Annotated in this window: 14 protein-coding genes; 5 read left to right on the top strand and 9 right to left on the bottom strand. The window is 72.4% G+C overall.

The features are described 5' to 3' along the window. Nucleotides 1-22 precede the first annotated feature (22 nt). Nucleotides 23-610, top strand: coding sequence for a TetR/AcrR family transcriptional regulator (locus LWP59_RS10940; RefSeq protein ID WP_144643982.1), 588 nt, complete (start codon nt 23-25; stop codon nt 608-610). Further along, complete coding sequence (locus tag LWP59_RS10935) at nt 607-1,080, top strand: 2'-5' RNA ligase family protein (RefSeq protein WP_144643980.1); 474 nt, start codon at nt 607-609, stop codon at nt 1,078-1,080. The genes LWP59_RS10940 and LWP59_RS10935 overlap by 4 nt, the downstream gene beginning before the upstream one ends. On the opposite strand, the gene LWP59_RS10930 is transcribed toward LWP59_RS10935, so the two are convergent. The 3 genes from LWP59_RS10930 to LWP59_RS10920 all read right to left on the bottom strand — a co-directional run bounded on the left by LWP59_RS10930 (nt 1,077) and on the right by LWP59_RS10920 (nt 4,825). Further along, a complete protein-coding gene (locus LWP59_RS10930) occupies nt 1,077-2,390 on the bottom strand; it encodes an MFS transporter (RefSeq protein ID WP_144644020.1) in 1,314 nt (437 codons plus the stop codon). The genes LWP59_RS10935 and LWP59_RS10930 overlap by 4 nt on opposite strands. Before the next feature lie 123 nt (nt 2,391-2,513). Beyond that, nucleotides 2,514-3,818: an MATE family efflux transporter gene (locus LWP59_RS10925; protein ID WP_144644018.1), complete on the bottom strand. Its 1,305-nt coding sequence runs from the start codon at nt 3,816-3,818 to the stop codon at nt 2,514-2,516. Nucleotides 3,819-3,844: 26 nt separating this feature from the next. Next, a complete protein-coding gene (locus LWP59_RS10920; protein WP_144643978.1) occupies nt 3,845-4,825 on the bottom strand; it encodes a DHH family phosphoesterase in 981 nt (326 codons plus the stop codon). 77 nt (nt 4,826-4,902) lie between these two features. Here LWP59_RS10920 and LWP59_RS10915 point away from each other — a divergent pair, with 77 nt between their 5' ends. From LWP59_RS10915 to LWP59_RS10905, 3 genes are all read left to right on the top strand, one after another. Continuing rightward, nucleotides 4,903-5,925, top strand: a complete 1,023-nt coding sequence (locus tag LWP59_RS10915) for a TRM11 family SAM-dependent methyltransferase (RefSeq protein WP_144643976.1) — start codon at nt 4,903-4,905, stop codon at nt 5,923-5,925. A gap of 70 nt (nt 5,926-5,995) precedes the next feature. Beyond that, a complete protein-coding gene (locus tag LWP59_RS10910; protein WP_144643974.1) occupies nt 5,996-7,396 on the top strand; it encodes a DHA2 family efflux MFS transporter permease subunit in 1,401 nt (466 codons plus the stop codon). Next, complete coding sequence (locus LWP59_RS10905; RefSeq protein ID WP_144643972.1) at nt 7,393-8,319, top strand: sigma-70 family RNA polymerase sigma factor; 927 nt, start codon at nt 7,393-7,395, stop codon at nt 8,317-8,319. The genes LWP59_RS10910 and LWP59_RS10905 overlap by 4 nt, the downstream gene beginning before the upstream one ends. A gap of 56 nt (nt 8,320-8,375) precedes the next feature. On the opposite strand, the gene rbfA is transcribed toward LWP59_RS10905, so the two are convergent. The 6 genes from rbfA to rimP all read right to left on the bottom strand — a co-directional run bounded on the left by rbfA (nt 8,376) and on the right by rimP (nt 14,296). After that, a complete protein-coding gene (gene rbfA, locus LWP59_RS10900; RefSeq protein ID WP_144643970.1) occupies nt 8,376-8,831 on the bottom strand; it encodes a 30S ribosome-binding factor RbfA in 456 nt (151 codons plus the stop codon). Nucleotides 8,832-8,858: 27 nt separating this feature from the next. After that, the gene (locus LWP59_RS10895; protein WP_144643968.1) at nt 8,859-9,152 is read right to left on the bottom strand and encodes a DUF503 domain-containing protein; all 294 of its coding nucleotides are present in this window, start codon (nt 9,150-9,152) and stop codon (nt 8,859-8,861) included. 154 nt (nt 9,153-9,306) lie between these two features. Then, the gene (gene infB / locus LWP59_RS10890; RefSeq protein WP_191334869.1) at nt 9,307-12,261 is read right to left on the bottom strand and encodes a translation initiation factor IF-2; all 2,955 of its coding nucleotides are present in this window, start codon (nt 12,259-12,261) and stop codon (nt 9,307-9,309) included. A 153-nt stretch (nt 12,262-12,414) separates the two neighbouring features. Further along, entirely contained in the window at nt 12,415-12,714 is a 300-nt protein-coding gene (locus tag LWP59_RS10885) for a YlxR family protein (RefSeq protein WP_144645506.1), read from the bottom strand. A gap of 23 nt (nt 12,715-12,737) precedes the next feature. Beyond that, entirely contained in the window at nt 12,738-13,763 is a 1,026-nt protein-coding gene (gene nusA, locus LWP59_RS10880) for a transcription termination factor NusA (protein ID WP_144645508.1), read from the bottom strand. Beyond that, nucleotides 13,760-14,296 carry a ribosome maturation factor RimP gene (gene rimP, locus LWP59_RS10875; protein WP_144645510.1) on the bottom strand — a complete coding sequence of 179 codons (537 nt, stop codon included), beginning with the start codon at nt 14,294-14,296 and terminating at the stop codon, nt 13,760-13,762. The genes nusA and rimP overlap by 4 nt, the downstream gene beginning before the upstream one ends. Between the last annotated feature and the right edge of the window lie 11 nt (nt 14,297-14,307).

The raw sequence follows: 14,307 nt of genomic DNA, 5'->3' as shown, positions 1-14,307 counted from the left end.
AGACGTTACGGAATGGAGGACCATGGCGCGCACCGCGGACCGGACGGAGCAGGCCGAGCGGATCTCGCAGGCCGTCTGGCGGATCATGGCCGAGGGCGGCCCGCAGGGACTGACGCTGCGGGCCGTCGCCGCGGCCGCGGGCTGCACGACAGGGCTGGTGCTGCACCGGTTCCCCGACAAGCGGGCGCTGCTGCTGCACGCACGCGACCTGCTGCACGAGCGGACGGGACGGCAGATGGACGAGCGGGAGGCCGAGGGCGGGCCACCTTCCGAGGTCCTGCGCGCCATCCTCGGATACGCCGCGTCGGTCGACCCGGCGAAGCGCCAGGAGGCGCGGGTGTGGCTCGGCTACCTGACCGCCTCGCTCGCGGACCCGGACCTCGCGGCCCGGCACGTCACCGCGAACCGCGCGTTCCTCGCCCGGATCGGCCAGCTCGTCGCGGCCGCCCGGCCGGGCTGGGACGAGCGGCCGCGCACCGAGGTCGCGACCGCGCTCGTGGCCCTGGTCGAGGGCGTCAACACGCTGGCCGCCGCGGACAGCCGGACCTACTCCCCCGCCACCCAGCACGCGCTCATCGACCGCGCGCTCGACGCCTTCGGGCTGACATGAGCGGGTCCACGGCCGTGGTGGTCCTGCTGCCCGATGCCGAGCCGCTGCTCGAAGCGGTCCGGCAGATCGGGCCACGGCTGGTGCGACCGCTGCCCGCGCACGTCTCGCTGCTCTACCCCGGGCCGGCACCGGGGCCGGGCGTCCTGCACGAGGTCACCCGGCTCAGCCCGCCTTCGGAGGTCGAGCTGCGGCAGGTGATCACCGGGGAAGACGGGTTCGTCGGGGTGGCCGTGCCCGCGCTGGACGCGGCCGTCGCCCGGCTGCGGGCGAGCTTCCCCGCCGCGACACCGTATGGCGGCCGCTACGGGGAAACTCCCCCGGCGCATCTGACCGTGGCCCTCGGCGCGACCCGGGCTCAGGTCGGGCAGGTCACCCGGCTCGTCCGGAACTCCTTGCCCCGCATGAGCAAAGTGCTCGGACCATACCTGCTCGAGCGCACCGGCACCGGCTGGCGGCCGGTCACCGGCTAAGCCGCCGCCGGGACCCTGCCGTCCGCCGAGGCGTCCCACAGCCTGCGCCGCACCTGCACCGGCACCTGCTCCCCGCGCGCCTGCGCGGCGAACAGCTCCGCACGGGCCCGGCGCCACCACACGAGCACCCGGACCGTGCCCAGCGCCAGCACGACGACCACGGCCAGCAGCGCGATCCGGAAGTTGCCGCCACCCAGCTGCAGCAGCACCCCGATGGCCAGCGCGGTGATCGTCGTCGCGACGAAGCCGCCGACGTTGACCACACCCGTCGCGGTGCCGACGCGGTGCAGCGGGTTGTAGTCCCGCGCGAGCGCGAAGCCGATCATCGACGCCGGCCCGCCGAGGGACAGGAACGCGAAGCAGGGCACCAGGACCGCGACCGGGATCGAGCCGGGCCAGCCCAGCAGCAGCGCCCACACCAGCGCCGCACCGCCGAGGTAGCCGCCCACGAGCGGCATCCGCAGGCCGGGCCGCGCGCCGATGACGCCGCCGACGAGGGGCCCGCCGATCATCGAGCCGAACACGAACACCGTCAGCAGCGCGCTCGCGCTCGCGGTGGGCATGCCCTGGCCCTGCACCAGGAACGGCACGCCCCACAGCAGGGTCAGCACGTTCGGCGCGAACATCGTCGAGAAGTGCACCCAGAAGCCCAGCCGGGTGCCGGGCACCCGCCACGCGGTGCGGATCTGCCGCAGCAGCTCGCGGCGGTCGACGGGAGCGGCCTTGGCCACGCGGCCGTTCGGGGTGTCCTTGACACGGGCCGCGACGAACGCCGAGTACACGGCGGTCAGCAGCCCGGCGGTCAGGAACGTCGGCAGCCAGCCCGGGCCGGCGAGCAGCAGGGTGAGCGGCACGGTCGCGGCGAGGTTGCCCACGTAGCCGATCGCGGTGGTGAAGGACGTGACGACCGCGTACTGCCTGCCCGGGAAGTGCGCGGCGATCAGGCGCAGGACGCTGACGAAGGTCATCGCGTCGCCGAAGCCGAGTACGCCGCGGGCCAGCAGCCCGAGGCCGTAGGAGGTGGCCAGCGCGAGCAGGACCTGGCCGAGGCCGAGGAACAGCAGTGCGGCGATGAGGACCTTGCGCGGGCCGTAGCGGTCCACGAGCACCCCGGTGGGGATCTGCATGGCCGCGTAGACGCCGACCTGCAGGACGGTGAAGGTGCCGAGAGCGGCGGCGCCGACCCCGAACCGGTCGGCGGCTTCCAGGCCGGCCACCCCGAACGAGGTGCGGTGGAAGACGGAGAGGAGGTAGACGAGAGCTGCGGTGAACCAGATGAGCCAGGACCGGCGGCCTGCCTTGCCGATCACGGGTGCCTGCGCGGGCGGCACGAACGAAGCCTCCTAGCGAAGTCGGGACGGGGAGCCGTGAGGTGTATCGATCGCGCAACGGTGAAACTTACCTTTCACGGCGGTGTTTTCGGCCACACCGCGTCAGCGCACCGCGCCGACCACCGCCCAGCGGCCCGAACGCCACCGCACGAGCACGGCCGCGAGCCGAAGCAGCATGAACAGCGACAGGCCGGTCCAGATCCCGCTCAGCCCCCAGCCGAGCGCGAGCGACACCCAGATCAGCGGCAGGAACCCGATCGCCGCGCTGGCCAGCGTCGCCGTCCGCAGGAACGCCGCGTCGCCCGCGCCCAGCAGCACGCCGTCGAGTGCGAACACCACGCCCGCGATCGGCTGCAGGGCCACGAAGAACCACCACGCGTGCGGGATCTCACCCAGTACTCCGGGGTCGGCGGTGAAGGCGTGCGGCAGCACGCCCGACACGGCGGCGAACACCGCGCACAGCACGCAACCGAGGAGCAGGCCGTAGCGGGTGATCTGGGTGGCGACGCCGTGGGCCTGCCGCTGCGCCCCGCCGCCGAGCGCGGCGCCCACGAGCGACTGCGCGGCGATGGCGACCGAGTCGAGCACGAGCGAGAGGAACGTCCACAGCTGCAGCACGATCTGGTGCGCGCCGACCGCCGCCGTCGAGGTGCGCGCGGCCACGGCTGCGGCCGAGACGAAGCAGGCCTGGAACGCGAGGCTGCGCAGCACCAGGTCCCGGCCGAGGCTCAGCTGCGCGCGCATCACCGACGGCTGCGGCCGCAGCGGCACCCGCTCGGCCACCAGCGCGCGCAGGAACAGGCTCGCCGAAATCACCTGCGCGACGACGTTCGCCACCGCCGAGCCTTCGAGCCCCCAGCCCGCCGCGTACACCAGCACCGGGCACAGCACGGCGGAGATCCCGTTGCCCAGCAACACATAGCGCAGCGGGCGGACCGCCTCCTGCACCCCGCGCATCCAGCCGTTGCCCGCCATCGTGACGAGGATCAGCGGCGCCCCGCACAGCGCGATGCGCAGCCAGGACACCGCCGCGGCGGCGATCTCGTCGCTGCCCGAGAGCGCCTGCGCGAGCGGGATGGCCAGCAGCTGCCCCGCGAGCACCAGCACGAGCCCGACGACGATCGCGAGCCAGGTCGCCTGCACGCCCTCGCTCACGGCCTCCGCGCGACGGCCCGCGCCGTGCAGGCGGGCGGTGCGCGAGGTCGTGCCGTAGGACAGGAACGTCAGCTGCGTCGAGATCTGCGACAGCACCACCCCGCCGAGCGCGAGGCCCGCGAGCGGGAGCGCGCCGAGGTGACCGACGACGGCGGTGTCCACGAGGACGTACAGGGGTTCGGCGCACAGCACGCCCAGCGCCGGGATCGCGAGGCCGAACACCTTCTTCGCGGGCACCCGCTCGGCGATCATCTGCACAGCAAGCAGGTTAACCGGCGCTACAGCAGCGGGGCGGCGGCCAGCGCGTCCCGCACGGCGGCGAGCACCTGGTCGCCGGTCCCGTGCACGGTGCAGCCCGCCGCGAGCCGGTGCCCGCCGCCGCCGAGGCTGCGGGCCGCGACCGACACGTCGATCTTCCCGATCGCCCGCAACGACACCGTCCACTCGGCCGGCCCCTGCTGCTTGAACACCGCCGCGACCTCCGCGTCCCGGATCGAGCGGACCACGTCCACCACCCCCTCGACCTCCTCCAGCCGCACGTCCGCCGCCGCTTCGAGGGTGACGAAGGCGTGCACCAGCCCGTACCCCTGCGCGGCCGCCGGCTCCAGCCGGGCGGTCCCGAGCGCCTGCGACAGCATCGGCAGCCAGGCGAACGGGTGGTCGTCGACGACCTCACGCGACAGCCTGTCCGGGTCCACACCCGCTTCGAGCAGGCGCGCCGCGGCCCGGTGCGTCGAAGGCTTGGCCCGCCGGAAGCCGCTGGTGTCGGTGACGAGACCGGCGTAGAGGCAGCGCGCGATGGGTTCGTCCAGCGCGGCTCCGAGCTGGTCGAGCAGGTCCAGCACGAGCACGGCGGTGGCCTCGGCGGTGTCGTCGACGAAGTGGTGCGTGCCGTAGCGGGTGTTCGAGGCGTGGTGGTCCACCACGAGGACCGCGCCGCCGGCGGCCTTCGTGGCCTCGACCCGGTCGGCGAGGGAGCCCAGCCGCGCCGGGACCGGGGTGTCGCAGCAGATCAGCAGCGGGCTGCTCGCCGGGACCTCCGCGGCGGGCACCACGAGCCCGCCGACGTCCAGCCCGCGCAGGCTCTCCGGGACCTCGTCGGGAAGCGCGAACGCCACCCGCACGGCCGCGCCGCGCTGGTGCAGCGCGCGGCCGAGGGCCAGCGCGCTGCCGAGCGCGTCGGCGTCCGGGCGGACGTGCGCGAGCAGGGTGACGTCGGTGGCGGCACGCAGCAGGTCGAGCGGCGAAGAAGTGCCCATGGCCGCAAAGTACTCCCACCCGTCTCCCACCGCCGCCCTCAACGGAGGCGCGACGCGCCCGTTATTGTCTCTACGCGATGTTCGACTACGGGATCCTCCTCTACCCCTCGGCCAACCGCGTCTACGCCGACTCCTCGGCCGCGCTCCTGCGCGCCGAGCTGGCGGTGTTCGGCGAGGCGCTGAGCACCCCGCCCGAAGAGATCGGCGAACGGCAGCTCGGCGGCGTCACGTACGTGACGTTCTCGACGGCCCGGCGGCTGTCCGAAGAGGACGTCGCGCTGCTGTCGAACCTCTCGGCGTTGTACGCGTTGTTCGAGCTGACCGACGAGCTGCTGCGCCCGGTCGGGATCGCCCCGCTGGACCGGTTCGGCTCGGACCTGCTCACCATCCAGAAGTACCCCGGCAAGACGAACGAGCTGTTCACGAAGCTGCTGCTGAACGTCACACTGCTGTCCACTTCGGACCCTGTGGCGTTCCTGCGCGGGCCGGTGCACGTGCTGGACCCGTTGTGTGGCCGCGGCACCACGCTCAACCAGGCGATGAACTACGGCCTCGACGCGACGGGCTTCGAGCTCGACAAGCGCGACTTCGAGGCCTACGAGCACTTCGTCAAGACGTGGCTGCGCACCAAGCGGATCAAGCACACCGCCGAGTCCGGGCAGCTGCGGCACAACAAGGTGAAGCTGGGCCAGCGGCTCGAGCTCGGCTTCGGCCTCACCAAGGAGCAGTACAAGGCGGGTGAGGTCCGGCGGATCACCTACTACAACTGCGACACGGTGACGGCCGCGGAGCTGCTCAAGGCCGGTTCGGTGGACGCGATCGTCACCGACGCGCCGTACGGCGTCCAGCACGGCAGCCACCGATCCGAGGATCTCTCGCGCAGCCCGCGCGAACTGCTGGCCACGGCCGTCCCGGCGTGGGTTCGCACGCTGCGCCCCGGCGGCGCGCTCGGCATCTCGTGGAACACCCACGTCGCCAAGCGCGAGGAGCTCGCGGACATCCTCACCGGCGCGGGGCTGGGGGTGCGGGAGCTGCCGGACTTCGCCCACCGCGTCGACCAGGCGATCCTTCGCGATCTGCTGGTGGCCCGCAAGCCCTGACCTGGGCACCGATGAGTTCTCCCTGGCTCCCCGGTAGGTACCGGCGAAAGACCGGACCCGGGAGGCCTCGATGGACAACAGACAACGGTGGGTGCTCGCCCTGACCTCGGGGGCGTCACTCATGGTCGTGCTCGACATGCTGGTGGTGACCACCGCGCTGGACGCGATCCGGCGCACGCTCGGCGCGGGGATCGCCGAGCTCGAATGGACGGTGAACGCCTACACGCTCAGCCTGGCGGTGTTCCTGATGACCGCGTCGGCGCTCGGCGACCGGTTCGGCCGGCGCCGGGTGTTCGTCGCCGGGCTGGCGTTGTTCACGGTCGCGTCGGCCGGCTGCGCTCTCGCGCCGGGCATCGGCGCCGTGATCGCGGCACGCGCGGTGCAGGGCCTCGGCTCGGCGATGATCATGCCGCTGGCGTTCTCGTTGCTGTCGGCCGCCTTCCCGCCGGCGCAGCGGGCCAAGGCGCTCGGGCTGTTCAGCGGGGTGACCGGACTCGGCACGCTCGGTGGCCCGCTGCTCGGCGGCGCGATCGTGCAGGGGCTGAGCTGGCAGTGGATCTTCTGGCTGAACGTGCCGCTGGGGCTGGCGGTGATCCCGCTGGTGCTCGCCCGCGTGCCGGAGAGCACCGGGGAGGCACGGCGCCTCGACGTCCCCGGCCTCACCCTCGTCACCGGCGCGGCACTGGGCGTCGTGTGGGCGCTGATCCACGGGAACGACCACGGCTGGGACCGGGCCGACGTGCTGGGGCCGCTCCTGGCCGGGCTCGTGTTCGGCGCCGCGTTCGTCTGGTGGGAACTGCGCTCGCCCGCGCCGATGCTGACGATGCGGCTGTTCCGCTCGCGCGCGTTCTCGGCGGGCAACGCCGGTGGTTTTCTGCTCTACGCCTCGATCTTCGGCTCGGCGTTCTTCCTCGCCCAGTTCCTGCAGGTCGCGCTGCACTACGGGCCGCTGAAGGCCGGGTTGGCGCTGGTGCCCTGGACGGTGACGCTGACGCTGATCGCCCCCTTCGCGGGCGCGCGGATCGCACGGGCCGGTGAGCGGCCGCTGCTCGCCGGCGGTCTGCTCCTGCAGGCGGTGGGGTTCGCCTGGATCGCGCTGATCGCCGGTCCTGGCCTGTCGTACCCGCTGCTCGTGCCGCCGCTGGTGGTGGCAGGGGCGGGGGTGTCGATGGCGATGCCGGCCGCGCAGCACGCCGTGATCAACTCGGTCGCGCCGCGCGAGATCGGCACGGCGTCCGGGACGTTCAACACCCTGCGGCAGCTCGGCGGGACCTTCGGCGTGGTGATCCTCGCCGGGGTGTTCTCGGCGACCGGCGGGTACGGGTCACCGGAGGCCTTCAGCGCCGGGTTCGGGCCGGCGGCCGGGACCGCCGCGGCGCTCTCGCTCGCGGGCGCGCTGGCGGGGTTGTGGCTGCCGGGGCGCCGGGTGGAGAGTGAAGTGGCCGAGCCGGTCCTGGAGGTCTCCCGATGACGACGGATTTCGCCGAGCGCGCCGACCCGTACCGCCGGGAGCTGCTCGCCTACTGCTACCGGATGCTCGGCTCGATCCACGACGCCGAGGACCTGGTGCAGGAGACCTACCTGCGGGCGTGGCGCGCGCACGACGACTTCGACGAGCGGCGGGCCTCGCTGCGCACCTGGCTGTACCGGATCGCGACCAACGCGTGCCTGACCGCGCTGGAGGGCAGGGGACGCCGTCCGCTGCCCTCCGGGCTCGCGGGTCCCGGCGAGCCGGTCGGCGAGCATCTCGACTGGGACTCGAAAATCCCGTGGCTGCAACCGTTTCCGGGCGATCCGGCGACGGCGGCCGAGTCACGGGAGAGCATCCGGATCGCGTTCGTCGCGGCGCTGCAGCACCTGCCGGCCCGGCAGCGCGCGGTGCTGATCCTGCGTGACGTGCTGGCGTGGCGGGCGGCGGAGGTGGCGGCCCTGCTGGACACCACTCCGGCGGGGGTGAACAGCGCGTTGCAGCGGGCCCGCACGCAGCTCGCCGACCTCACCCCCGCGGAGGTGGCCGAACCGCCCGAGGCGGAACGGCGCGCGGTACTCGACCGGTACGTCACCGCGTTCGTCAACGGCGACATGGGCGCGCTGACGGAACTGCTGCGCGAGGACATCCGGATCGAGATGCCGCCTTACCCGATGTGGTTCTCCGGCCTCGGCCCGGTGTGCGCCTTCCTCGGGCCGCGCGTGCGCCCCGGCCGGTGGCGGTCCCTGCCGGTGAGGGTGAACGGCGAGCCGGGCATGGCCGGCTACCTGCGCCGCGACGACGGCCTGTTCCGCGCGCATTCGCTGCAGGTACTGACGATCACGAAGACCGGCATCGCGGCGATCACGGCGTTCCAGGAACCGGAGTTGTTCGGGGTGTTCGGGCTCCCGCCGACCGTGAGCTGACCGGCCAGGGCACGAAAAAGCGGGCCGCCCGGTGGGGCGGCCCGCTTCACGCGCACTCAGTCCTCTTCGTCGTCCTCGTCTTCGCGCGGGACTCGGTAGGGGTCCGGGTCACCCGCGTGCTGCGCGCCGGCCGAGCGGCGCGCCACTTCGGCGTCGGCCTCGCGGGCCTTCGCCAGCAGCTCCTCGATCTGTTGCGCCGTCTCGGGAATCTTGTCCGCGACGAACGTCAGCGTCGGGGTGAAGCGCACCCCGGTGCCCTGGCCGACCTTGCTGCGCAGCACCCCGCGCGCCGAGTCGAGCGCCGCGGCCGCGCCGGCGAAGTCCGGAGTGGACTCCAGGCTCTCCCCCAGCACCGTGTAGTACACGGTCGCGTCGTGCAGGTCGGCCGTCACCTTGGTGTCGGTGATCGTGACGTAGTTCAGCCGCGGGTCCTTGATCTCGTGCTCGATGGCCGAGGCCACGATCTGCGAGATCCGCTTGGACAGCTTCCGCGCACGGGCCGGGTCGGCCATCGCGCATCTCCTACTTTCTCGTCTTCCCTAGTCTTCCGGCCCGAGCAGACGGCGGTGCACGGACAGCAACTCCACTTCGGGCCTGCCCGCGACGAACCGCTCGCACTCGTCGAGCACGTCACGGACGTGCTCCCCGTCCGCGGCGACCACCGCGACGCCGAGCAGGGCCCGCCGGTGCAGGTCCAGGTGCCCGGCCTCGGCGACCGACACCTCGAACCGCTTCCGCAGCTCCGCCACCAGTGGCCGCACCACCGAGCGCTTCTGCTTCAGCGACCGGACGTCGCCCAGCAGCAAGTCGAACTCGAGTGCGCCGACGAACAACGACCTCAGGCTCCCTCGATGCCAAACGCGACCACTGCGGGGTCCAGGGGGCTCGCCCCCTGGCGGGGGTTTGGGGGTCCGACCCCCAACGGACACCGTAAAGGCCGGAGGGGCGAGCGCTGTCCGCGAGCACGCCCCTCCTCAACCACGGCCTTTACGCGCGCGGCTTCTCGCGCTGCTCGTAGGTCTCGACCACGTCGCCGACCTTGATGTCGCTGTACGACCCCAGGGTCAGACCGCACTCGTAGCCCTCGCGCACCTCGACCACGTCGTCCTTGAACCGCCGCAGCGAGCTGACCGGCAGGTTCTCGGCGATCACCACGTCGTCCCGCATCAGGCGGGCCCGGGCGTTACGCCGGATCTCGCCCGAGGTGACCAGGCAACCGGCGATCGTGCCGAACTTCGAGGACTTGAACACGTCGCGGACCTCTGCCTTGCCGAGCTCGACCTCCTCGAACTCCGGCTTGAGCATGCCCTTGAGCGCCTGCTCGATCTCCTCGATCGCCTGGTAGATCACCGTGTAGTACCGGACGTCGACGCCCTCGCGGGTGGCCCGCTCGGTCGCCTTGCCCTGGGCCCGCACGTTGAACCCGAGCACGATCGCGTCGGACGCGGTCGCCAGGTCGATGTCGGACTCGGTCACGCCACCGACGCCGCGGTGCACCACGTTGAGCTCGACCTCGTCGCCCACATCCAGCTGCAGCAAGGACGCTTCGAGTGCCTCGACGGTACCCGAGTTGTCGCCCTTGATGATCAGGTTGAGGCTGTTGGTCTCCTTCAGCGCGGAGTCCAGGTCCTCCAGGCTGACCCGCTTGCGCCGGGAAGCGTTCAGCGCGTTGCGGGTACGGGCGGACCGGCGCTCGGCGATCTGCCGTGCCACCCGGTCTTCGTCGACGACGAGGAACGTGTCGCCGGCGCCTGGCACCGAGGTGAACCCGATGACCTGCACCGGACGCGAAGGCAGCGCCTCCGTGACGTCCTCGTTGTACTCGTCGACCATCCGCCGCACGCGGCCGTACGCGTCGCCGGCGACGACCGAGTCGCCGACCCGCAGCGTGCCGCGCTGCACCAGCACCGTGGCGACCGGGCCGCGACCGCGGTCCAGGTGCGCCTCGATCGCGACGCCCTGGGCCTCCATGTCGGGGTTCGCCCGCAGGTCCAGTGCCGCGTCGGCGGTCAGCAGGATCGCCTCGAGCAGACCTTCGATGTTGATGTTCTCCCGCGCGGAGATGTCGACGAACATCGTGTCGCCGCCGTACTCCTCGGCCACCAGCCCGTACTCGGTGAGCTGCTGGCGGATCTTCTGCGGGTTCGCGCCTTCCTTGTCGATCTTGTTGACCGCGACCACGATCGGCGCCTTGGCCGCCTGGGCGTGGTTGATCGCCTCCACCGTCTGCGGCATGACGCCGTCGTCCGCGGCGACGACGATCACCGCGATGTCGGTGGAGTTCGCGCCACGGGCACGCATGGCGGTGAACGCCTCGTGACCCGGGGTGTCGATGAAGGTGATCAGGCGCTTGTTGCCATCGAGCTCGGTCTCCACCTGGTAAGCGCCGATGTGCTGGGTGATGCCACCGGCTTCACTCTCGCGCACCTTCGTCTTCCGGATGGTGTCCAGCAGGCGGGTCTTACCGTGGTCGACGTGACCCATCACGGTCACGACCGGCGGCCGGATCTGCAGGTCCTCCTCGTCACCGGCGTCCTCGCCGTAGGTGATGTCGAAGGCTTCGAGCAGCTCGCGGTCCTCCTCCTCGGGGCTGACCACCTGCACGGTGTAGTTCATCTCCGAGCCGAGCAGCTCGAGGATCTCGTCGGACACCGACTGCGTGGCCGTCACCATCTCGCCGAGGTGGAACAGCACCTGCACCAGCGAAGCCGGGTTCGCGTCGATCTTCTCCGCGAAGTCGGTCAGCGAGGCGCCACGCGGCAGGCGGATGGTCTCGCCGCTGCCCTTGGGCAGCCGCACACCGCCGACGCTGGGCGCCTGCATGTTGTCCATGTACTCCTGGCGCTTCTGCCGCTTCGACTTGCGGCCCTTGCGCGAGGGACCACCGGGACGCCCGAAGGCACCGGCCGTGCCGCCGCGGCCACCGCCGCCACGCGGGCCGCCGCCACCGCGGAAGCCGCCACCACCGGCGGGCGCGCCGCCACCGGGACCACCCCGGAAGCCGCCACCGCCACCGCCGCCACCGGGACCGCCGCGGAAGCCACCGCCGCCGCCACCGGGACCGCCACGACCGGCGCCACCGGGACCGCCACGGCCCGCACCGGCACCACCGCGGCCGCCACCAGGGCCACCACGGCCGGCGCCGGGACCGGCAGGACGCTGAGTACGACCGGGCATCATGCCCGGGTTCGGCCGCGGCGGCATGTTGCCGGGGGTCGGCCGGTTGCCGCCGCCGGGACGCGGCGCGGAAGCCGGCCGGTCGCCGCCCGAGCGCTCGCCACCGGGACGCTCGCCACCGGGACGCGGGCCACGGTCGTTACCGGGACCGCCGCCGGGGCGCGGCCCCTGCGGACGCGGCGCGGGCGCACCCGAACCGACGCCGAAGGGGTTGTTGCCGACCCGCGGCGTGCGCGGACCGGGCTTGGGACCGCTGGCCTTGGGGCCCTGCGGCTTGGGGGGTACGACCGACCCACCGGTGTTGCCGGCAGTGCTCCCAGGGGCCGCCGGACCGGGACGCGGCGCCTGCTGCTGCGGCTGCTGGGGTTCCGCCTTGGCGGCGGGAACCTCCGGCTGCTGCTGCGGGCGGGGCTGCTCCGGCTGCGCCTGCGGCTGTGGTGCCGGGGCGGGGGCCGGCCGCGGGCCGGGACGGGGACCGGGGGTCGCGCCGGGGCGCGGGCGGTCCTGGGTGCTCTCGGCGGTCCGCGGCGACGCCGGGGCGCCACCGTTGCCGTTCGAAGGGGCCGGCGCCGGCTTGCGGCCACCGGACTTGGGCTTGCCGCCACCTGCGGCGAAGGCGTCCCGCAGCCGCCGGGCAACGGGTGCCTCGACGGTGGAGGACGCGGATTTCACGAACTCGCCCTGCTCCTTGAGCTTGGCGAGAACTTCCTTGCTTGTGACACCGAGCTCTTTCGCGAGCTCGTGCACGCGGGCCTTGCCTGCCACTGCTCTCCTCAACTGATGAGGCCAGCTGGCGGTAGGTACCCGCTGACCTCGTCCTATCGTCGCGCGTTCATGGCTTCAGCTTCACGGCTGACTCATGACGGGTCGACCTGCTTCCTTCGTTTCCGTTCGGGCGGGGGCACGTCCCCTGCCCGTTCATCCGGTGCGCGGCTCGAGATGACGCCGCACGGCCGTGACGTCGAGTGTCCCAGAACTTCGTAACGCTCTGGGAAACGCCCGCCGTCGCTCGGCCTTGGCCAGACAGTCCGGCTCGGGATGCAACCACGCACCCCGGCCCGGAAGCCGCCGACGTTCGTCGACGACCACCTGCCCGTCCTGCCGGACCACTCGCAACAACTCACTGACCGAAGCCCGCCTCCGGCATCCCACGCACGTCCGGACCGGTGCCTCCCGGTGTCCGGCGCGCGCGTTTCCCGAACGCGGGCTTCCAACCATGTTCGAGTTTAGCTCGTGGCCTGTCACTCAGCCGAACCGGTTGTCGCGGGGCGTGGTGTGTCCTCCGGCTCACTTCCGGCGGCGTCGCTGCGGATGTCGATCCGCCAGCCCGTCAGCCGGGCGGCGAGGCGGGCGTTCTGGCCCTCCTTGCCGATCGCCAGGGAGAGCTGGAAGTCCGGCACCACCACGCGTGCGGTCTTCGCGCGCTCGTCCACCACGGTCACCGATACAACCTTCGCGGGCGAGAGCGCATTCCCGACGAAGCGGGCCGGATCCTCGGAGTAGTCGATGATGTCGATCTTCTCCCCGGCCAGCTCGCTCATCACGTTGCGCACCCGCGCGCCGACCGGGCCGATGCAGGCGCCCTTGGCGTTGACACCCGGCACCGTCGAGCGGACCGCGATCTTGGACCGGTGGCCGGCCTCGCGGGCGACCGCGGCGATCTCCACCGTGCCGTCGGCGATCTCCGGGACCTCGAGCGCGAACAGCTTGCGCACCAGGTTGGGGTGGGTGCGCGAGAGCGTGATCTGCGGGCCGCGGCTGCCCCGCGACACGCCCACCACGTAGGCCTTGAGCCGGCTGCCGTGCTGGTAGGACTCCCCGGGCACCTGCTCGGCGGAGGGCAGCACGCCCTCGGTGTCGCCGACCTGGACGATCACCATGCCGCGCGCGTTGGCGCGCGCGTCGCGCTGGATCACCCCGGCGACGATCTCGCCCTCCTTGGCGGAGAACTCGCCGTAGGTCCGCTCGTGCTCGGCGTCGCGCAGCCGCTGCAGGATGACCTGCCGGGCGGTCGTGGCGGCGATCCGGCCGAAGCCCTCCGGCGTGTCGTCCCACTCCTCTTCGACCTCGCCGTCCTCGGTCAGCGTGTGGGCGAGCACCCGCACGTAGCCGGTCTTGCGGTCGATGTCGATCCTGGCGTGCGGCTGATGGCCCTCGGTGTGCTTGTAGGCGGTCAGCAGCGCGGTCTCGATGGCCTCGAGCACGGTTTCGAAGGGGATGTCCTTGTCCCGCTCGATCGCGCGCAGAGCGGCGATGTCCACGTTCACTTCGGCTCCTCCTCCGTCCCGGTGGTGGTGATCATCCCCGAGGCGTCTTGCTCCAGCAGTTTCAGGTCCTCCGTCGGCGGTTGCTTGAACTCGATCTCGATGACGGCCTTCGCCACGTCGCGGTAGCGCACGTCGCGGATCCCGCCGTCGACGAGCACGCGCGCCGCGTCCGGCCCGGCGTGGCCGACCCGGCCGAGGAAGCCGGGGCCCTCGTGCGGGTTGATGCGCACCAGCCGGTACTTCGCGCGCCGCCAGTGCCGTTGCCCGCTCAGCGGGCGGTCCACGCCCGGCGAGGTCACCTCGAGGGTGTAGGCGCCGGCGATGAGGTGGTCGTGCTTGTCGAGGACGGCCGAGACGATGCGGCTCACCTCGGCCACCTCGTCGAGTCCGATGCCGTCGTCGGCGTCGACGACGGCCTTCACCAGCTTGCGGCGGCCCGCCTGCTGGACTTCGAGCGCGTCGAGGTCGAAACCAGCGCCGGCCACCGCTTCGGCCACGATCGGCTCGAGCTTGCCGGCGAGTTCTCCTGGCACCTTGGCGCTCT

It is taken from the genome of Amycolatopsis acidiphila, from assembly GCF_021391495.1.
In the GTDB taxonomy this organism is placed as follows: domain Bacteria; phylum Actinomycetota; class Actinomycetes; order Mycobacteriales; family Pseudonocardiaceae; genus Amycolatopsis_E; species Amycolatopsis_E acidiphila.
The sequence above is the reverse complement of the archived record's forward strand: the minus strand, read 5'-3'. Positions and strand labels throughout refer to the sequence as shown.

Coding starts and splice junctions, on each gene's coding strand:
- LWP59_RS10920 (WP_144643978.1), bottom strand. CDS start 4,825: ATGGGCACTTCTTCGCCGCTCGACCTGCTGCGTGCCGCCACCGACGTC.
- LWP59_RS10935 (WP_144643980.1), top strand. CDS start 607: ATGAGCGGGTCCACGGCCGTGGTGGTCCTGCTGCCCGATGCCGAGCCG.
- LWP59_RS10925 (WP_144644018.1), bottom strand. CDS start 3,818: ATGATCGCCGAGCGGGTGCCCGCGAAGAAGGTGTTCGGCCTCGCGATC.
- LWP59_RS10885 (WP_144645506.1), bottom strand. CDS start 12,714: ATGGTTGGAAGCCCGCGTTCGGGAAACGCGCGCGCCGGACACCGGGAG.
- LWP59_RS10905 (WP_144643972.1), top strand. CDS start 7,393: ATGACGACGGATTTCGCCGAGCGCGCCGACCCGTACCGCCGGGAGCTG.
- LWP59_RS10910 (WP_144643974.1), top strand. CDS start 5,996: ATGGACAACAGACAACGGTGGGTGCTCGCCCTGACCTCGGGGGCGTCA.
- rbfA (WP_144643970.1), bottom strand. CDS start 8,831: ATGGCCGACCCGGCCCGTGCGCGGAAGCTGTCCAAGCGGATCTCGCAG.
- LWP59_RS10915 (WP_144643976.1), top strand. CDS start 4,903: ATGTTCGACTACGGGATCCTCCTCTACCCCTCGGCCAACCGCGTCTAC.
- LWP59_RS10940 (WP_144643982.1), top strand. CDS start 23: ATGGCGCGCACCGCGGACCGGACGGAGCAGGCCGAGCGGATCTCGCAG.